Raw genomic sequence first — 14,815 nt, forward strand, 5'->3', positions numbered from 1 at the left:
TAAATACCAGTTTAAAAATAAAATTTTATATTTAAACTTTATGTGCCGTCTCTTCATAGAGGCGGTACTTGTACTGCATACATCTTGCATCCACTGACACCGACAAATGCGGATTTTGTATCACCTAAGACATAAGTCCAATCATGCAGACCATTTAATACATAAAATATCTCATCAAATAAAGTAAGAAGGAGGTGATATCTATGGGTCATTTTGATGAAACTACCTGTAATTGCTGCGTTTGTCCAATGCAATGTATTTTGGAGCAGTTGGTAGGGGAGGAGAACATTACTATATTTCTTCTTAGCGCAGTGACTAATCAGGGTACTATAATTGCTGTTGATAATTTTATTGCTTTTTTTGATGATGGTTCCATTGTTAATAAAATTCCAATTCATAAAATTTGTGTTGTTCAAATAGTAGGAGATTTTGATTTCAAATTAAAACCAATTAGAAAAAACATTGGAGAATGTTCATGTGTTGAAGATCCAGCAACAAATATAGCACAATCTATGATAGGGGAGGAGACACCCCTTCTAGCTGGAAGTTTTTTTAGAGATGTGACAATTAAAGATGTTGGAGAAGGAATTGTCATTGGTACTGAAGAAGGGGAATTTATGTCTACAGTAGCCATATCTAGTTGTAAAATAGAAAACTTCGGTGGAGTCGATTAATGAGGTAGAGCAATAAAAGTTTAATGGATACCCCCTTGGACACTCACATCGATTTAAAGAAGAAGGTATCTTAACTAAAATGGAAGCGTGCTGATATTATATATATATCAGTTCTTTTCTTTTTTTAAGTATTATAGTAGGACAACCCTCTAAAGGTTGAGGAACTATGAATAACAACCCATATTTATATAATTAAATTTTCTTTTATGCATACCTGTAATGAATCGATCACGATAGTGCAGGATTGGATTGCATACGAATAATAGGGTCAGGGATTGGGATTTATAACGATTTGAAAATCTATCGGTTCGTAATTTTGTATTTAAATTAGTACTACGGAAAATATTATTCATAAAGTTAAGGTATAATGAAATTGATGGAATTATTTTCGCTGAGGAAAACAGCTTAGCTTTAAAAATGTAATTAAAGGGAACAAGCACGAAGGAATATCGTCAAAAATGATTTAACAGAAATTTTGTTAGAAAATAACACCAATAATAACAAAGTTCGTTCCAATTGTTTAATAGGAAATACACCGGATATTATTGACCAAGGTACAGATAACGTTATTGATGAAAATAAATGTCAAAAAATTTATTCCTGTTGGGCTTTGTGAAGATTGTTAAATATGAATCGGGGATAGAATATTTAAATTTAGTATTTTATCCCCAATTATTTATAATTATAATGGTTAGTGATTTTTTCTACTGAGTTAGATTAAATACAAAAATTATTTACTGTTCCTAAATTCAAGGTTTTTATAGTATTCTTAATCTTTACAACCACAGTTTACACGAGTGACCAAACTCAGGAATACACATTGATCTTTTGGAACGGCGTCAAGCAAATCTTCTACATGATTTCTAATATCAACCTTTTCTAAATCTAGAATATCATCTTCTATTGAATAGCTATAGTTCCCAGAATCATCTTTACAACGGCAATCTACACGGGTGGCCAAACTCAGGAATACACAATTTCGTTTTCTATGATCCATATTTACTTCCTCCTTTCACAATACATACTACGTTAAGAACATCTATTTTGATTGGACTAACAACCTAGTGCGAGTACACAATTTTATATTTTAAAACCTCACTAACTTAATTAGTGAGGTTCTTTACAGTCGATTTACGGTTTACTACAGGTGTCTGAATTGTTCAAGTATTATTTATACTTTTAATCCATCATATGTTTTATTAGTGTATAATAAGGACTAATGTTCTGATTATGTACTTACCTTAGGATTCTTAATCAAGAAACGAACATTGAGATTGGGGAGGTCATCAAAGTGGAACTTTTAGAATTTTTTGTAGCAGGTATAAATTCAATAGGTATTTATATCATATTTATTCTAAATACCATTCTAAGTGTTTACGCATATAGAGATGCTAGAAGAAGAGGAAATTCTAAACAATATGCGATTATTGTATTATTTGGAGCAATCTTTTTTCCTATTTTAGGTTTAACTGTATATCTAATTCAATCTAGAATTAGAATTTAACTATATATAAAAACGAGGAGCTATCCTTCATTACTGCTTATAATGAGTTGTTAAGAACCATACACAGTATAGGTTCTATTTTTATGTATGGGGACTTGGGTTGGAACACATTTTCAAACAAACAAGTCAGTTGTCTATACCAAATGAAGGGTTTGAACATAGAATGTATATAACCTCCTAGTAATAGGAGGGTGTCCGCTCATAGAATCCTTCTACGGAAACCTCACTATTAGTTATAGTGGGGTTATTTAATTGATGCAAGAGCACATTTTTTTATATATTAAAACCCCACTACATAAATAGGTTCTAAACAGTGGTTCGCCACAGGTGTTGCAATTGTTTTAGTATTCACAATCCTTAATTCTTAATATCTGATATATGAATTAATTTTCATAGGTAAACACCTTTTTTTAAGAGGGTAGGTTGGAGTCCACTCATCTATACAATTTACTTCATATAGTGCTCTAGAGAGTCATTTATATTAGAAAATTATATGAATGGATAGAAAAAATTGTAATCGAGAAGCAACGGGAGAATGCACCACAGCGTTAGGTAGAAATACGGTAGCTAGTGGAGACAATTCTCTTGCTGAAGGTAGAAGTACGAGATCAAGCGGAGAGAATTCTCATTCCGAGGGAAGAGATACAATGTCAAGCGGAGACGCTTCACACTCCGAAGGGAGAAATACAATAGCGATGGAACAAGAACGGAAGGATTAGCGTCTCATGCGGAAGGTTGTAATACGGTAGCTTTAGATGATTGTTCTCACGCAGAAGGAGATGGTACTAGAGCTGAAGGATTAGCGTCTCATGCGGAAGGTTGTAATACGGTAGCTTTAGATGATTGTTCTCACGCAGAAGGAGATGGTACTAGAGCTGAAGGATTAGCGTCTCATGCGGAAGGTTGTAATACGATTGCTTCAGGTGAATGTTCCCATGCTGAAGGAAACGGAACAGATACAAATAATAGGGTGAATGCGCATATTATGGGACGATCAGGTCAAGCGGTTGAAGATAACTCTTGGCATTTAGTAAATCATATTTCCTGAGCGAATCGAAAAAAGACAAGAGCTAAATCCAGAATATGATCCAGACAAACAATATGTTCCAAGATCAGAAAGACCAGAATGGGAAGCTGGTATGCAATTTTAAACGAATACAATAGGAGAGATGCATAATGGAAAGCAGAGAAAAATTAAGGGAAGAGTTGTTGGGGCATACGGTCAAGAAAGGGAACATATAGGAGGCCACTGAAAAGTCCTCCCTAATTAATAAAAGGTATATTTCTTCAAAATATGAAGGAACATACCTTTTTTTCTGTTTAATTAAGGTTATCAATTTGAAATAAGATGATTCCAAAACAACAATCTTTGAATTTAAGTCCATATACGAAAATTTATGATTTAGTAGTACGAATGGAACTTATTTTACATTATTTTAGGAATAACACGCTAGCATTTAACCCTCTAGTACGAGCTTCTACTGATGAAATGTTTGCCTCATCATTCGTAATACGCTCCATTCTAATTTCGTAAATGTTTAACCCAGGATCTGGGTTATTATCACACCATGTTAATGCATCAATTGTATTTACAGGAAGGATAACAGTAAGGTCTTGACTAGCGATATCTGATTGACTTGCTAATGTCATTCCATTTTTATACAATCTATAGTCTACTTGAGAAAAAAAGAAAGTAGTTGATGGGATTCTAATAATTTCTACAGTAGAATCTAATTTCACCTGTGTGATTTGAGGTTGTGGCACACATACTTCAACTGTAAGGACTGTAATTTCTGTATCTGGGTCCAAGCTTTTTGATTGTGTTGATTGATCACACACAATAAAAGGTTCTTTTTTAAAAGACATTTGAAAACACCCCCCTAAATAAATTTCATTTAATGATATATCTTATGAATTAGATTTGATACATGATTGGACATATATCTTAGGTTACAAAAAATCCGCATTTGTTGGTGTCATTTTGTTATCTGCTGTAATAAGACACGCAATCACAAATGAATTTGTCAAGGGAAATAGAAAAACCTCACCATTATTTAAGTGAGGTTTTTCTATAATTCAGAGTGTTTTAGGAATTTTTTCATTAGGTGATTGACCTAGATGACTATTTAATACCACATAATTATTCTAGCATTTATACTTCCAGAATTAATTTCATCTATATTTCCAGAGTATACTGAAATATTATCATTTTCTTTTAAATCATAGTGGTTAAAATATAGAGTAGTATATTCAGTTACATATACTACGTTTTTCAAACCCTCTTCATTTTCAGTATCTAATATCATTACGCCTGTTCCCGCTTCTCTTCTTATGTTTTTAACAGTTAAGTCAACCTTCTCCTTATAGATGTCAACTACAACTTTTGCATCATTTAAATATTCATATTCTACAACTACTTCAGATCCTTTTTCTAATAATTCTTTCGAATAAAGTTCTAAATCTTCCTTATCTGTTCTAAGAATAAACGAATAAAGTTTTAAATCTCCATTATCTGTTTTTAGAATAGATGAATTGTTATTAACTTCCTTTACTTCACCAGTATTTGTAGCAATTATTCTTCCTTCTCCTAAAGACCTTACAATGTCATCGTTATGATAAAAAACATCATATTTCTCTAATTCAAATTTATTCTCACCAACTTTTTTAACCCCTGCTGTCTCACCTACGTAGAAGTTCTTTATGCTGTCTTTATCAACTTTATAATCCGTCAATATATCATCATTTACTATAGTAACAGTATTTTCTTTATCGTTAAATCCACCTATTTCACCTACATTTTCATAATAACTCTCTAATTCAAATTTATTCTCATCAACTTTTTTAACCCTTACTTTCTCACCATTCCAGAAGAAATCCTCCTTGCTTTCCTTATCCACTTTAAATTCCTTAGTTATATCTCCAGTTTTTACAACAACAGTATTTTCTTTAAATTCAACAAATCTACCTATTGTTTCATATTGATTCTCATGTTGATTTCCATATTGATCTCCAGTACATCCTGTTAAAACAACAGCTAATAATACTACTCCTGTTATAAATATATTGTTTTTCACTTCGATCGCCCCTTTTATCATATGCTTTAAGCTTTTCTTCTATAGAGAAAATCATATACGCATGCATCACTTCTAAACTAATCACACGTTGTTTATAGGTATCAATATGTCTAATCCTAAAACAACAAAGAAGAAATGATGATTAATACATTTTTTTAAAAAAACTCCTCCTTTCCCCCATAGACGTAAAGAGATGAGATAAGGTTGCGCTATATAATTTTGGACCATAAACATCACTTAATTTTTATGTGCCAGTTTTTTTCTTTTACTAATTTACTGATCACTGAGGGTCAAAACTGAATTTGATGAATATAAAATGTAATTTCTGCTCATACTACTATTGACGGTGAAAGAGAGGTGTGGTTCCGTTGGACAACCAATTCAACGAATCAGCCAAAGTGATTCTTTCTGATTCGATGTAGAAGACAATCCTTGTGAGTAAGTTTAAAAACCTTAAACACAAGTTAAAAGTTAAGTTATTGTATATCAATAATAAGACAATTTCTCCTCGTCATATTTGGAATGAGTTCTTAATTAATCACCGTCAAGAGAAGGTTCCTTTATTGGGACCTTCTTTTTTTCATTTCTAGGCGTTAAAAATTGCCTGAATAAAAAAGAAAAATCAGTCTATACTACTATTGACGGTGAAAGAGAGGTGTGGTTCCGTTGGACAACCAATTCAACGAATCAGCCAAAGTGATTCTTTCTGATTCGATGTAAGAAGCTAATCCTTGTGAATTTGCTTAAAAACCAAAACACAAGTAAAAAGTTGAGTTGTTGTGTAACAATAAGACAAATGTTTCTTCTCGTTATATTTAGAATGGGTGCTTAACTAACACCGTCAAAAGAGGTCCCTTCATTGGGACCTTTTTATGTCACCTTTACAAAATTGGACACTCTTTTTTTATAGTTTTATTTAAGATCAAATTGGGGGTGATGAAATGGATGATTTAAGTCAATTTGTAAATAAAATTAATGAGACACAAGAAAAAAATGAAAAAAATAAAAAACATTATGGCAAAGGGCAACCAAATAGAAAATTACAAAATAAACAGCATGCAACAAATAAATGAATAAAAAAGAACCCCAAAAGTTAATAGTGTTAACCTAACTCCTTGGGGTTTAGATAGCATATTTTTTATGGGCTGACCTTCTCTGCTTGATCTTTAATCTTTAGTTTATTTAACATATCAATCATCGTATCAATCTCTTCATTAGTCAGTTCATCCAAACGATCGAGTTCTTTTTTTAAATAGTCTATTTTTGGATTTTCTTGTTTATTTCCTTCCATAAAATAGGTTGCTATAGATCCTGTAACCATACCTATTAAACCTATTCCGAATACCATGAGAATAACAGCAATCATTCTCCCCCATGGTGTTTCAGGTGAGAAGTCACCATAACCTACAGTTGTTGCAGTCACAATACTATACCAAATAGCGTCATCATAACTTTCAACGGAAGGTTCAACAAAGTAAATTGGGATGGAAGCAATGAAAATTAAAGCAAAAACGGCTGCAATAACTTTATTCAATCCATTGATTTCTAAAATCTCTCTAATAGAAGGCTTGAATAATCTAGATAATATGGCAACCGCTCTAATAACACGAAATAAACGAACAAATCTTGCAAGTTGGAAAATAGCGTCAAATGGAATAATAGCTATAATATCAAAAGGATTTTTTTTAACATATTCCCATTTTTTTTCTGCAGTATAAAAACGAATAGAAACATCAATAACAAAAATTCCCCATACAATCCAATCTACAAGTAATAAAGTTTCATTTTCTGTTACAAAAGTCAAAGATACAGATGTAATGGCTAATATGAGCAAGGAAATCTCATAAACTAGTGATAGTTTTTTCATGACAGTTAGATCACTCACTTTCGAAAAAAAATTTTAAATTATGGTTTATTTCATTTTTTAAATTAATATATGGTAAAATAATAGTTATTTGAATGAAAAGGTGGTTTTATGAAGCTAAAAAGGTTTATGCTTTCAGACGGTTTATATGTTAGCTGGTCTGTTTCCCTCATCGCAACATTAGGAAGTTTATATTTTTCTGAAATTAGAGAGTATATTCCATGTACATTTTGTTGGTATCAGCGTATTTTAATGTATCCATTAGTAATATTGTTAGGAATAGCAGCGATAAGAAAAGATCATAAGATTGTTTTCTACACTTTACCTATGACACTTCTTGGTATGTTAATATCCGGTTATCATTATATCATTCAAAAAACATCATTATTTCAGGAAGCGGGCAGCAGTTGTGGTATTGTTCCATGTAACGTAAGTTATATTAACTGGTTGAACTTTATAACCATTCCGTTTCTTTCATTTACTGCATTTACTCTTATATCTATTATTTTATTGTATATTCAAAAAAACTCATCTAATGTAAAGGCGTAAATTGAGAAAAGAGTTTAGGTACGCTTTCTTACATATAAACATATCTTAATCATTGTATAACAACATTTTATTATTGTGAAGGAAGCGGTTCATGTGCAGCAAGCGATTGGCATATTTGATTCAGGTGTTGGTGGTCTGACTGTTGCTAAAGAAATTAAACGTCAGCTCCCTAAGGAAAAAATCATATATTTCGGAGATACCGCAAGAGCACCGTATGGTCCAAGATCAGCTGAAGAAGTACGTTCATATGCACTTCAAATTGTTAATTATTTATTTAAATTTAATCCAAAGATGATAGTCATAGCGTGCAATACTGCAACAGCAGTTGCGTTGGAAGATATAAAAACAATATTACCTATACCCGTAGTTGGAGTGATTCATCCAGGCGTTAGAACTTCCATTAAAAATACAAAAATAGGTTCCATTGGAGTGATTGGAACAGACGGTACTATTAGGAGTAGAGCTTATCAAGAAGCAATTCATATGATATCACCAGAAATCAATGTGGTAAGTCAAGCTTGTCCAGCATTTGTCCCATTAGTTGAAAAAGGATTATTTATGCATCAGGAATCATTGGATATCGTAAGACGATCACTTGAACCTATAATGAATGAATTATTGGATTGTTTAATTTTAGGTTGTACTCATTATCCTTTTTTAACTGATCTTATATCTGAAGTGATGGGACCAGAAGTGAAATTGATTAATTCTGCAGAAGAAACAGCTAGAGAAGTAAGTGCGATTTTATTTGATAGAGGTCAATTAAACTCAACAGCTCTTTCGTTACCACAACATGAGTTTTACTGTAGTGGTGACAAGGAGCTATTTCAAAAAATTGCGCAGAATTGGTTAGATGAATATGTAGAAGTGAAACATACTTCATTAGTACGTTAGATTTAAAATGAAAATATTAGTTTGAATTTAAATTACAATATTTGAAACTATCCATGTTGATCTTCTGATCATTGTGGATGGTTTTTTTCATGAGACAAGTTATAAACACATAATTATTTAGATGAGATATTTTTTAGGGAGGTTCACGAATGAGATCGTACATCGTTCAATCAGGAGATACCTTATCAAGAATAGCAAAACGATTTGGGGTTACGGTTAGTTCTATTATAAATGCAAATCCACAGCTAGCAAATATGGATTATATTATCCCTGGTCAAGTATTACAAATACCAAATGCCTCAACTCAATATTATGTGATTCAGGCAGGAGACACATTTTATGGAATATCCCAGAAGTTTAATATTCAAATAAATGATCTTATTTCTGCCAATCCGAATGTTAACCCACAACGTTTACTCATTGGTCAAAGGATTGTTTTACCTAATAGTTCCGGTAATAGTATTGTAGATACAACATCAGAGTATGGGTATAAGGAAATGGTAGAAGATATCGATGCTTTAAAAAAGAAATATCCATTTTTAGAAGTTGTTAGTCTTGGAAAAAGTGTCATGGGCAAAGATATTTGGGCAATTAAAAATGGTGAAGGACCAAAAAAAGTACATTATAATGGCTCTTTTCATGCAAATGAATGGATTACAACGGTTTTATTAATGAAATTCATCGAGGATTATGCAAAAGCTTACAGCACTGATGGAAAATTAAGAGGTTCAGATATGAAAAAGTGGTTTAACAATACCTCTTTATGGATTGTACCTATGGTTAATCCAGATGGAGTGGAGCTTGTACAAGAAGGTATAACTGAGCAACATCCTTATTACAAGCAGCTATTAGAATGGAATAATGGATCTTTTAATTTTAGTGGTTGGAAGGCAAATATTCGAGGTGTTGATTTAAATGATCAGTTCCCAGCTAATTGGGAAGAGGAAAAAGAGAGGCGTGCAGCAACAGGTCCAGGTCCAAGAGATTGGGTTGGTCCATATCCTTTAAGTGAACCTGAAGCGAAAACCATAGCTAATTTTACAAGAAATAATAATTTTGATATGGTCATAGCTTTCCATACACAAGGTGAGGAAATCTATTGGAACTATCGTGACTTAGAACCACCTATTTCAGAAGAAATTGCAAACCATTTTCAATCAGTAAGTGGATATAGACCTATTAAACTAACAGGAAGTGATGCTGGATATAAGGACTGGTTTATTCAAGATTTTAGAAGACCTGGTTATACTGTTGAAGCAGGAAGAGGAATTAATCCACTCCCCATTGCCGATTTCCCTAGAATTTATAATGAAGTGATTGGAATTATGGTCAAAGGATTAAAAGTAGTTTGATAAATACCTCGATAAGTCCCTAAGTCCATTTCGCTGCCCAGAACTTCATTTGTTTAATAATGAGATGTAAATCATCCCCTTTTGGAGTAAAGGAATATTCTACAGTTACTGGTACAGTAGGTTATGTACTTTTTTGTAATTTACCAATCATTTTTTTCACTTTCCATTTTGAAGAATAAAGACTAAAATAGCAATAAGTATTAGTTGAATATCTAAGGAGGGAAATTTATTGAAATATCGTCGTTTAGGTAGAGCAGGAATAAAAGTTAGTGAAATAGGTTTAGGTAGTTGGTTAACCTATGGAGGTTCAGTAGGAGATAATAATGCAGAAGCGATTGTAGATAGAGCGTATGAATTAGGAATTAACTTTTTTGATACAGCTAACGCTTATTACAATGGGGCAGCTGAAGAAGTAGTAGGAAGAGCATTGAGTAAATATCCTCGACATTCTTATGTTTTAGCGACCAAAGTATTTTTCCCAATGGGAGAAGGTCCAAACGATAATGGTTTATCTCGAAAACATATTATGGAGCAGTGTGATGCCAGCTTAAAAAGATTAGGTGTAGATTACATAGATATGTATCAATGTCATCGTTATGATCCAGAAACACCACTCGAGGAAACATTACGTGCATTAGATGATTTAGTTTCACAAGGAAAGATATTGTATGCAGGAGTAAGTGAGTGGAGTGCAGTTCAATTAAATGATGCAGTTCGTTTATCTCAAAAATATAATTTAGATCAAATTGCTTCTAATCAGCCTTTATATAACATGTTCCATCGTGATATTGAAAAAGAAATCGTTCCATTGTCTGAACAAGAAGGGATTGGTCAAGTAGTCTTTTCTCCTTTAGCTCAAGGTGTTTTAACTGGTAAGTATAAACCAGGCGCACCATTACCGGAAGGATCAAGAGCCACAGATCCTAAGTCTAATATGTGGATGGAATATGTATTAAAAGAAGAACAACTGCAAAAGGTTGAACAACTAAAGGTAGTTGCTGAAAGAAATGAGATTAGTGTCGCTCAACTAGCTCTTGCTTGGATTTTACGTTTAGACAATATTTCAAGCTGTATCGTTGGTGCATCTAGACCTGATCAAGTAAATGAAAATGTAAAAGGTTCTGGTGTAGATTTATCCGCGGAAGACTTACAAGAAATTGAGGATATCTTAGCATAATTATTGATTTCTGACGAACCTTTCATTACAATAAGTACAGGTTAATAGCTGAACTTATTGAAAGGATTTTTCATAAAATGCCAAATACAATTCAAGTTTGTGATAAATGTAAACATATGAAAATGAAGACAATTATGCCTAAGTTAAAAAAAATTGCACCAGATGCAACGATTAACGTAGGTTGTAAATCATATTGTGGTCCATGTACTCGCAGTGCATTTATTTTTATTAATGGAAGATATGTGACAGGTAAAGATGAAGATCAAGCGATTGAAAAAGCAAAGAAATATGTAAAGTAGTTAAATTTATTAACAAACTGCAAAAAGCCTCAAGATGTGAAATTACATCTGAGGCTTTTAATTGTATATTTTGCATATGCTTCATAGATTCACTTTAGAAGGTAAATCTTAAACTTCTAATTTAGAATGAATAGTATCTGATTTTTCCACTTGAATTGTAACGTGTTTGATATTAAATTTTTCTTCAAGAACCAATATTGCTTCATTTAAAATCTCTTGTTCATTTTTAAGATCTTCTATTAAAATATGACAGGTTAATGAATGTAGATTAGAGGTAATCGTCCAAATGTGCAAATCATGAACGTTCTTAACTCCTTCTATTCCTATTAAAGTCTTGATTACTTTATCATAATCTATAGTGAGCGGTGTTCCTTCCATTAGAATATGAATAGCATGTTTTATAATTCCCCAAGCACTTTTTAGAATGAGAATTGCTACAATCACACTGATAATTGGATCTGCAACATACCATCCAAATACTAACATAATGAATCCAGCGATTATAGCTCCAACTGATCCCAATGCATCTCCAATAATGTGCAAATATGCGCTTCGAACATTAATGTTGTCTTTTACATCACCTTTTCTCATTAGAACCCAAGCGCTCATTATATTTGCAAGTAATCCAATCGTTGCAATGATCATCATTGATCCACTTGCAACAGTTGGGGGTTCCCAAAAACGTGCATAAGCTTCAGAAATAATAAAACCAGCAATTATAAATAAAGTCACTCCATTAAATAAAGCAGCTAATATTTCAAATCGATGGAATCCATAAGTTTTACTGGAACGAACAGGTTTGGTTGCGATCCACATTGCAACAAGACTCAAAGCTAGTGATGCTGCATCACTTAACATATGACCAGAATCTGATAGTAACGCAAGACTATTTGTGATTAATCCTCCAAAAAATTCTAATAACATAATTGTACTTGTAATAATTAAAGCAATAGTTAACCCTTTTTTATTATTGGATGTATGATTATTACTGTGATTATGGGTGTAGGTGTGATCATAATGTGTGTGCATTTGTAACTCTCCTCCTTAACCTGTATATTAATATATGATCATTTGTTCATATATTAATATACATCATCATTACTTTAAAATCAAGTAATAAATATAATTTATTTTTTGCCAAGACAAATATCTTCATACGTAAATTACAAAAAAATTACCTTTAAACAAATTAAAATAGAAAGAACCCTTTGATAAAAATATCAAAGGGTTCAAAAAAGAATGTTTTTATATTATTTATTTTGTTTTTTCAATGCAATGGAGATGGTTAAGGCTGCTCCGCCCCAAAGCAATACAGCTCCAAAAACCATCATGGTAATTGCTCCTGCGCTCATTAGCAAACCTCCTCACTTTGTAACAGACTTAGTTTTAGGTATTGTTGCTTCCTGATTATCATTCCATTGTAATTTGCTCATTATTGCTGCAACAATGATCATTGCAAGTAAAGCACCCCAACCAAAAATTAAGATGACTGGTAATGGGTATCCTCCGTATAGTCCAGTTGATTCACTTATAATGTTTAAAATAATCATATAACCTAACATGATAGGTGTTACTATTTTAATCATAATGTCCCACCAGTAACCTATTTTAAAATCAGATACTAAGTTATTTTCTTCTCTAATTGTAGCTAGCTTAATGAACCAACCCAGTAGAATTAATTCCAAGAATCCGGAAATTGCAATTCCAAAACTATTAATGAAATGATCTAATGTATCAAAGAAAAATAAACCAGTGCCTGTAATAAAGATCATACTAATTAAAAACCCAATTAAACAAATCCATAGTGTTGCTTTTGTACGAGAAACTTTAAGTTTATCTGTAATTGATGAAACAACAACTTCAACAATTGAAATTGCTGATGTGAATCCTGCAATTACAAGCGTCATAAAGAAAAGCACACCGAAAAATGAATTAAAGGCTGGGAACTCGGATATAATTGTTGGAAATGCAACAAAAGCTAAACCAAGTCCACCACTTACTACATCTCCAACTTCAGAACCAGACTGATTTGCCATGAAGCCTAATGCTGCAAAAACTCCAATAGCTGCTAGAAAGGAAAAACCACTGTTAGAAAATGCTGTGATGAATGCACTATTATTTACGTCTTTTTCTTTTGGTAAGTAACTAGAATATGTAATCATAATTGCGAATGCTATAGATAAACTAAAGAATATTTGCCCGTATGCTGCAATCCATACTTGATCCCAATCTGGATTATCTCCACCTAGGAAGGAAGGCAAAATATGTGCAAAATCAGGTGTGAATAGGTGATTAAGTCCATTTAAAGCACCTGGTAAAGTAATTGCTCTAAATACAATAATAACCATTAAAATTAAGAGGATAGGCATAAAAATAAGACTTAATTTTTCAATCCCTTTTTTAATCCCTCTCGTTATAGTGATAAAGAGTAATGCCCATACTATAATAAGCGGAATGAAAATGTGCCACTGAATACCACCGAAATCAAACCCACTTGGTGCAGTAGCATTTAAAAAATCTCCAAAAAAGTATGATTCTGTATCATCTCCCCATTTTAAATTAAATGAGAAAATTGTATAGTTGATTGCCCAAGCGATTACAACGGAGTAGAAAGTAATGATTCCAAAAGACAAGAAGGTTTGAAACCAGCCTAACCATTCGAAACGTTTTGAAAGTCTACTGAATGATAATGGAGCTGATCCACGTTTTGATCTACCAACACCAAATTCTAGTATTAGTATAGGAATACCTGCTGTTAGGAGAGCAAAGAAGTAAGGGATAAGAAAAGCTCCTCCTCCATTTTCATATGCCACATAAGGGAAACGCCAAATGTTACCTAAACCAATGGCAGAACCGATCGCTGCTAATATAAAACCAACACGCGATCCCCATTGCTCACGATTTTCCATGCATAAATTCCTCCTTTATAAATTTATTTAATTTTTTCATAGTTAACACCTAGTGTCAATGACTTTTTTCACAATTTCCTCACATTTTGTTCACAAACCTATCACTAGTTTATGTGTAGGTACTAATAATCATGCCTGTAAATCTTTTGACTGATGCATATGAAACTATAGATTCATTTCAACAGTCCCTTTGATTCTATTGTACTATTCCAAATTCAAGAAAGAACCATGTCGATTTGCAGGGGGAATATATGTCGAAAGTCATGGAATTACGTGGAAATTTTGGTAAATTTGGTGGATGTTCAAATTCAATTCGAACAGGCTATGATTATTAAAGAGCAACGCAATCGATTATGAGTGAAATCTTCTGAGACTTAAAGACAAGGGCAAACCTGATGAAAATCAGAGACGCAAAGCTATAGGGGCTAAAGTGAAGACACTATGCTAGCCAGCTGCCGAAATTTAGCGGATTTCATTCATTATCCTGCTTTCGGTAGAACATAGGGTAATATCCATAGG

At 32.7% G+C, this 14,815-nt stretch carries 17 protein-coding genes, 1 pseudogene and 1 riboswitch; of the genes and pseudogenes, 10 read left to right on the forward strand and 8 right to left on the reverse strand.

The window, feature by feature from the left end; all coding sequences use genetic code 11:
* Nucleotides 1-203 precede the first annotated feature (203 nt).
* Entirely contained in the window at nt 204-674 is a 471-nt protein-coding gene (locus tag VQL36_RS05690; RefSeq protein ID WP_349248383.1) for a hypothetical protein, read from the forward strand.
* Nucleotides 675-1,443: 769 nt separating this feature from the next.
* On the opposite strand, the gene VQL36_RS05695 is transcribed toward VQL36_RS05690, so the two are convergent.
* Nucleotides 1,444-1,671 (reverse strand): hypothetical protein, encoded by a 228-nt coding sequence (locus VQL36_RS05695; protein WP_349248384.1) that lies wholly within the window; start codon nt 1,669-1,671, stop codon nt 1,444-1,446.
* A 294-nt stretch (nt 1,672-1,965) separates the two neighbouring features.
* Between VQL36_RS05695 and VQL36_RS05700 the strand changes: the two genes are divergently transcribed.
* The 3 genes from VQL36_RS05700 to VQL36_RS21130 all read left to right on the forward strand — a co-directional run bounded on the left by VQL36_RS05700 (nt 1,966) and on the right by VQL36_RS21130 (nt 3,329).
* A complete protein-coding gene (locus VQL36_RS05700) occupies nt 1,966-2,178 on the forward strand; it encodes a hypothetical protein (RefSeq protein WP_349248385.1) in 213 nt (70 codons plus the stop codon).
* 497 nt (nt 2,179-2,675) lie between these two features.
* Nucleotides 2,676-2,897: a hypothetical protein gene (locus VQL36_RS05705; RefSeq protein ID WP_349248386.1), complete on the forward strand. Its 222-nt coding sequence runs from the start codon at nt 2,676-2,678 to the stop codon at nt 2,895-2,897.
* Nucleotides 2,898-3,230: 333 nt separating this feature from the next.
* Entirely contained in the window at nt 3,231-3,329 is a 99-nt protein-coding gene (locus VQL36_RS21130; RefSeq protein WP_413789559.1) for a peptidase G2 autoproteolytic cleavage domain-containing protein, read from the forward strand.
* 280 nt (nt 3,330-3,609) lie between these two features.
* On the opposite strand, the gene VQL36_RS05710 is transcribed toward VQL36_RS21130, so the two are convergent.
* Both VQL36_RS05710 and VQL36_RS05715 read right to left on the reverse strand, forming a co-directional pair.
* Nucleotides 3,610-4,044 (reverse strand): hypothetical protein, encoded by a 435-nt coding sequence (locus tag VQL36_RS05710; RefSeq protein ID WP_349248387.1) that lies wholly within the window; start codon nt 4,042-4,044, stop codon nt 3,610-3,612.
* A gap of 260 nt (nt 4,045-4,304) precedes the next feature.
* Entirely contained in the window at nt 4,305-5,252 is a 948-nt protein-coding gene (locus tag VQL36_RS05715) for a hypothetical protein (protein ID WP_349248388.1), read from the reverse strand.
* A 941-nt stretch (nt 5,253-6,193) separates the two neighbouring features.
* Between VQL36_RS05715 and VQL36_RS05720 the strand changes: the two genes are divergently transcribed.
* On the forward strand, nt 6,194-6,325 hold the full coding sequence (locus VQL36_RS05720; protein ID WP_349248389.1) for a DUF4023 family protein: 132 nt from the start codon (nt 6,194-6,196) through the stop codon (nt 6,323-6,325).
* Nucleotides 6,326-6,390: 65 nt separating this feature from the next.
* Here VQL36_RS05720 and VQL36_RS05725 read toward each other — a convergent pair whose 3' ends face one another.
* Nucleotides 6,391-7,137 (reverse strand): potassium channel family protein, encoded by a 747-nt coding sequence (locus VQL36_RS05725; RefSeq protein WP_349248390.1) that lies wholly within the window; start codon nt 7,135-7,137, stop codon nt 6,391-6,393.
* A 90-nt stretch (nt 7,138-7,227) separates the two neighbouring features.
* On the opposite strand from VQL36_RS05725, the gene VQL36_RS05730 reads away from it, so the two are divergent.
* The 3 genes from VQL36_RS05730 (at nt 7,228) to VQL36_RS05740 (ending at nt 9,911) form a co-directional block, all read left to right on the forward strand.
* Complete coding sequence (locus VQL36_RS05730) at nt 7,228-7,665, forward strand: disulfide oxidoreductase (protein WP_349248391.1); 438 nt, start codon at nt 7,228-7,230, stop codon at nt 7,663-7,665.
* A 93-nt stretch (nt 7,666-7,758) separates the two neighbouring features.
* Nucleotides 7,759-8,559, forward strand: coding sequence for a glutamate racemase (gene racE / locus VQL36_RS05735; protein ID WP_349251131.1), 801 nt, complete (start codon nt 7,759-7,761; stop codon nt 8,557-8,559).
* Nucleotides 8,560-8,708: 149 nt separating this feature from the next.
* Nucleotides 8,709-9,911: a M14 family zinc carboxypeptidase gene (locus VQL36_RS05740; protein ID WP_349248392.1), complete on the forward strand. Its 1,203-nt coding sequence runs from the start codon at nt 8,709-8,711 to the stop codon at nt 9,909-9,911.
* Between the two features lie 19 nt (nt 9,912-9,930).
* Here VQL36_RS05740 and VQL36_RS05745 read toward each other — a convergent pair.
* Nucleotides 9,931-10,032: pseudogene (locus VQL36_RS05745) on the reverse strand (winged helix-turn-helix transcriptional regulator); the annotation flags it as partial.
* Between the two features lie 108 nt (nt 10,033-10,140).
* Here VQL36_RS05745 and VQL36_RS05750 point away from each other — a divergent pair.
* Nucleotides 10,141-11,088 carry an aldo/keto reductase family protein gene (locus VQL36_RS05750; RefSeq protein WP_349248393.1) on the forward strand — a complete coding sequence of 316 codons (948 nt, stop codon included), beginning with the start codon at nt 10,141-10,143 and terminating at the stop codon, nt 11,086-11,088.
* A gap of 77 nt (nt 11,089-11,165) precedes the next feature.
* A complete protein-coding gene (locus tag VQL36_RS05755) occupies nt 11,166-11,387 on the forward strand; it encodes a DUF1450 domain-containing protein (RefSeq protein WP_160645145.1) in 222 nt (73 codons plus the stop codon).
* Nucleotides 11,388-11,495: 108 nt separating this feature from the next.
* On the opposite strand, the gene VQL36_RS05760 is transcribed toward VQL36_RS05755, so the two are convergent.
* From VQL36_RS05760 to VQL36_RS05770, 3 genes are all read right to left on the reverse strand, one after another.
* Entirely contained in the window at nt 11,496-12,416 is a 921-nt protein-coding gene (locus tag VQL36_RS05760; protein ID WP_349248394.1) for a cation diffusion facilitator family transporter, read from the reverse strand.
* Between the two features lie 221 nt (nt 12,417-12,637).
* Nucleotides 12,638-12,739, reverse strand: a complete 102-nt coding sequence (locus VQL36_RS05765) for a MetS family NSS transporter small subunit (RefSeq protein ID WP_349248395.1) — start codon at nt 12,737-12,739, stop codon at nt 12,638-12,640.
* A 12-nt stretch (nt 12,740-12,751) separates the two neighbouring features.
* Nucleotides 12,752-14,296, reverse strand: coding sequence for a sodium-dependent transporter (locus VQL36_RS05770; RefSeq protein ID WP_349248396.1), 1,545 nt, complete (start codon nt 14,294-14,296; stop codon nt 12,752-12,754).
* Nucleotides 14,297-14,671: 375 nt separating this feature from the next.
* A riboswitch (cyclic di-GMP riboswitch) is annotated at nt 14,672-14,756 on the forward strand.
* Nucleotides 14,757-14,815 lie beyond the last annotated feature (59 nt).

Origin of the sequence: Chengkuizengella sp. SCS-71B, assembly GCF_040100845.1 — a bacterium.
Taxonomy (GTDB): domain Bacteria; phylum Bacillota; class Bacilli; order Paenibacillales; family KCTC-33759; genus Chengkuizengella.

What these genes read in the sequence shown, in the direction of transcription:
- VQL36_RS05730 (WP_349248391.1), top strand. Translation starts at nt 7,228, where the DNA reads ATGAAGCTAAAAAGGTTTATGCTTTCAGACGGTTTATATGTTAGCTGG.
- VQL36_RS05740 (WP_349248392.1), top strand. Translation starts at nt 8,709, where the DNA reads ATGAGATCGTACATCGTTCAATCAGGAGATACCTTATCAAGAATAGCA.
- VQL36_RS05755 (WP_160645145.1), top strand. Translation starts at nt 11,166, where the DNA reads ATGCCAAATACAATTCAAGTTTGTGATAAATGTAAACATATGAAAATG.
- VQL36_RS05690 (WP_349248383.1), top strand. Translation starts at nt 204, where the DNA reads ATGGGTCATTTTGATGAAACTACCTGTAATTGCTGCGTTTGTCCAATG.
- VQL36_RS05705 (WP_349248386.1), top strand. Translation starts at nt 2,676, where the DNA reads ATGGATAGAAAAAATTGTAATCGAGAAGCAACGGGAGAATGCACCACA.
- VQL36_RS05695 (WP_349248384.1), bottom strand. Translation starts at nt 1,671, where the DNA reads ATGGATCATAGAAAACGAAATTGTGTATTCCTGAGTTTGGCCACCCGT.
- VQL36_RS05760 (WP_349248394.1), bottom strand. Translation starts at nt 12,416, where the DNA reads ATGCACACACATTATGATCACACCTACACCCATAATCACAGTAATAAT.
- VQL36_RS05710 (WP_349248387.1), bottom strand. Translation starts at nt 4,044, where the DNA reads ATGTCTTTTAAAAAAGAACCTTTTATTGTGTGTGATCAATCAACACAA.
- VQL36_RS05770 (WP_349248396.1), bottom strand. Translation starts at nt 14,296, where the DNA reads ATGGAAAATCGTGAGCAATGGGGATCGCGTGTTGGTTTTATATTAGCA.
- VQL36_RS05765 (WP_349248395.1), bottom strand. Translation starts at nt 12,739, where the DNA reads ATGAGCGCAGGAGCAATTACCATGATGGTTTTTGGAGCTGTATTGCTT.
- VQL36_RS05720 (WP_349248389.1), top strand. Translation starts at nt 6,194, where the DNA reads ATGGATGATTTAAGTCAATTTGTAAATAAAATTAATGAGACACAAGAA.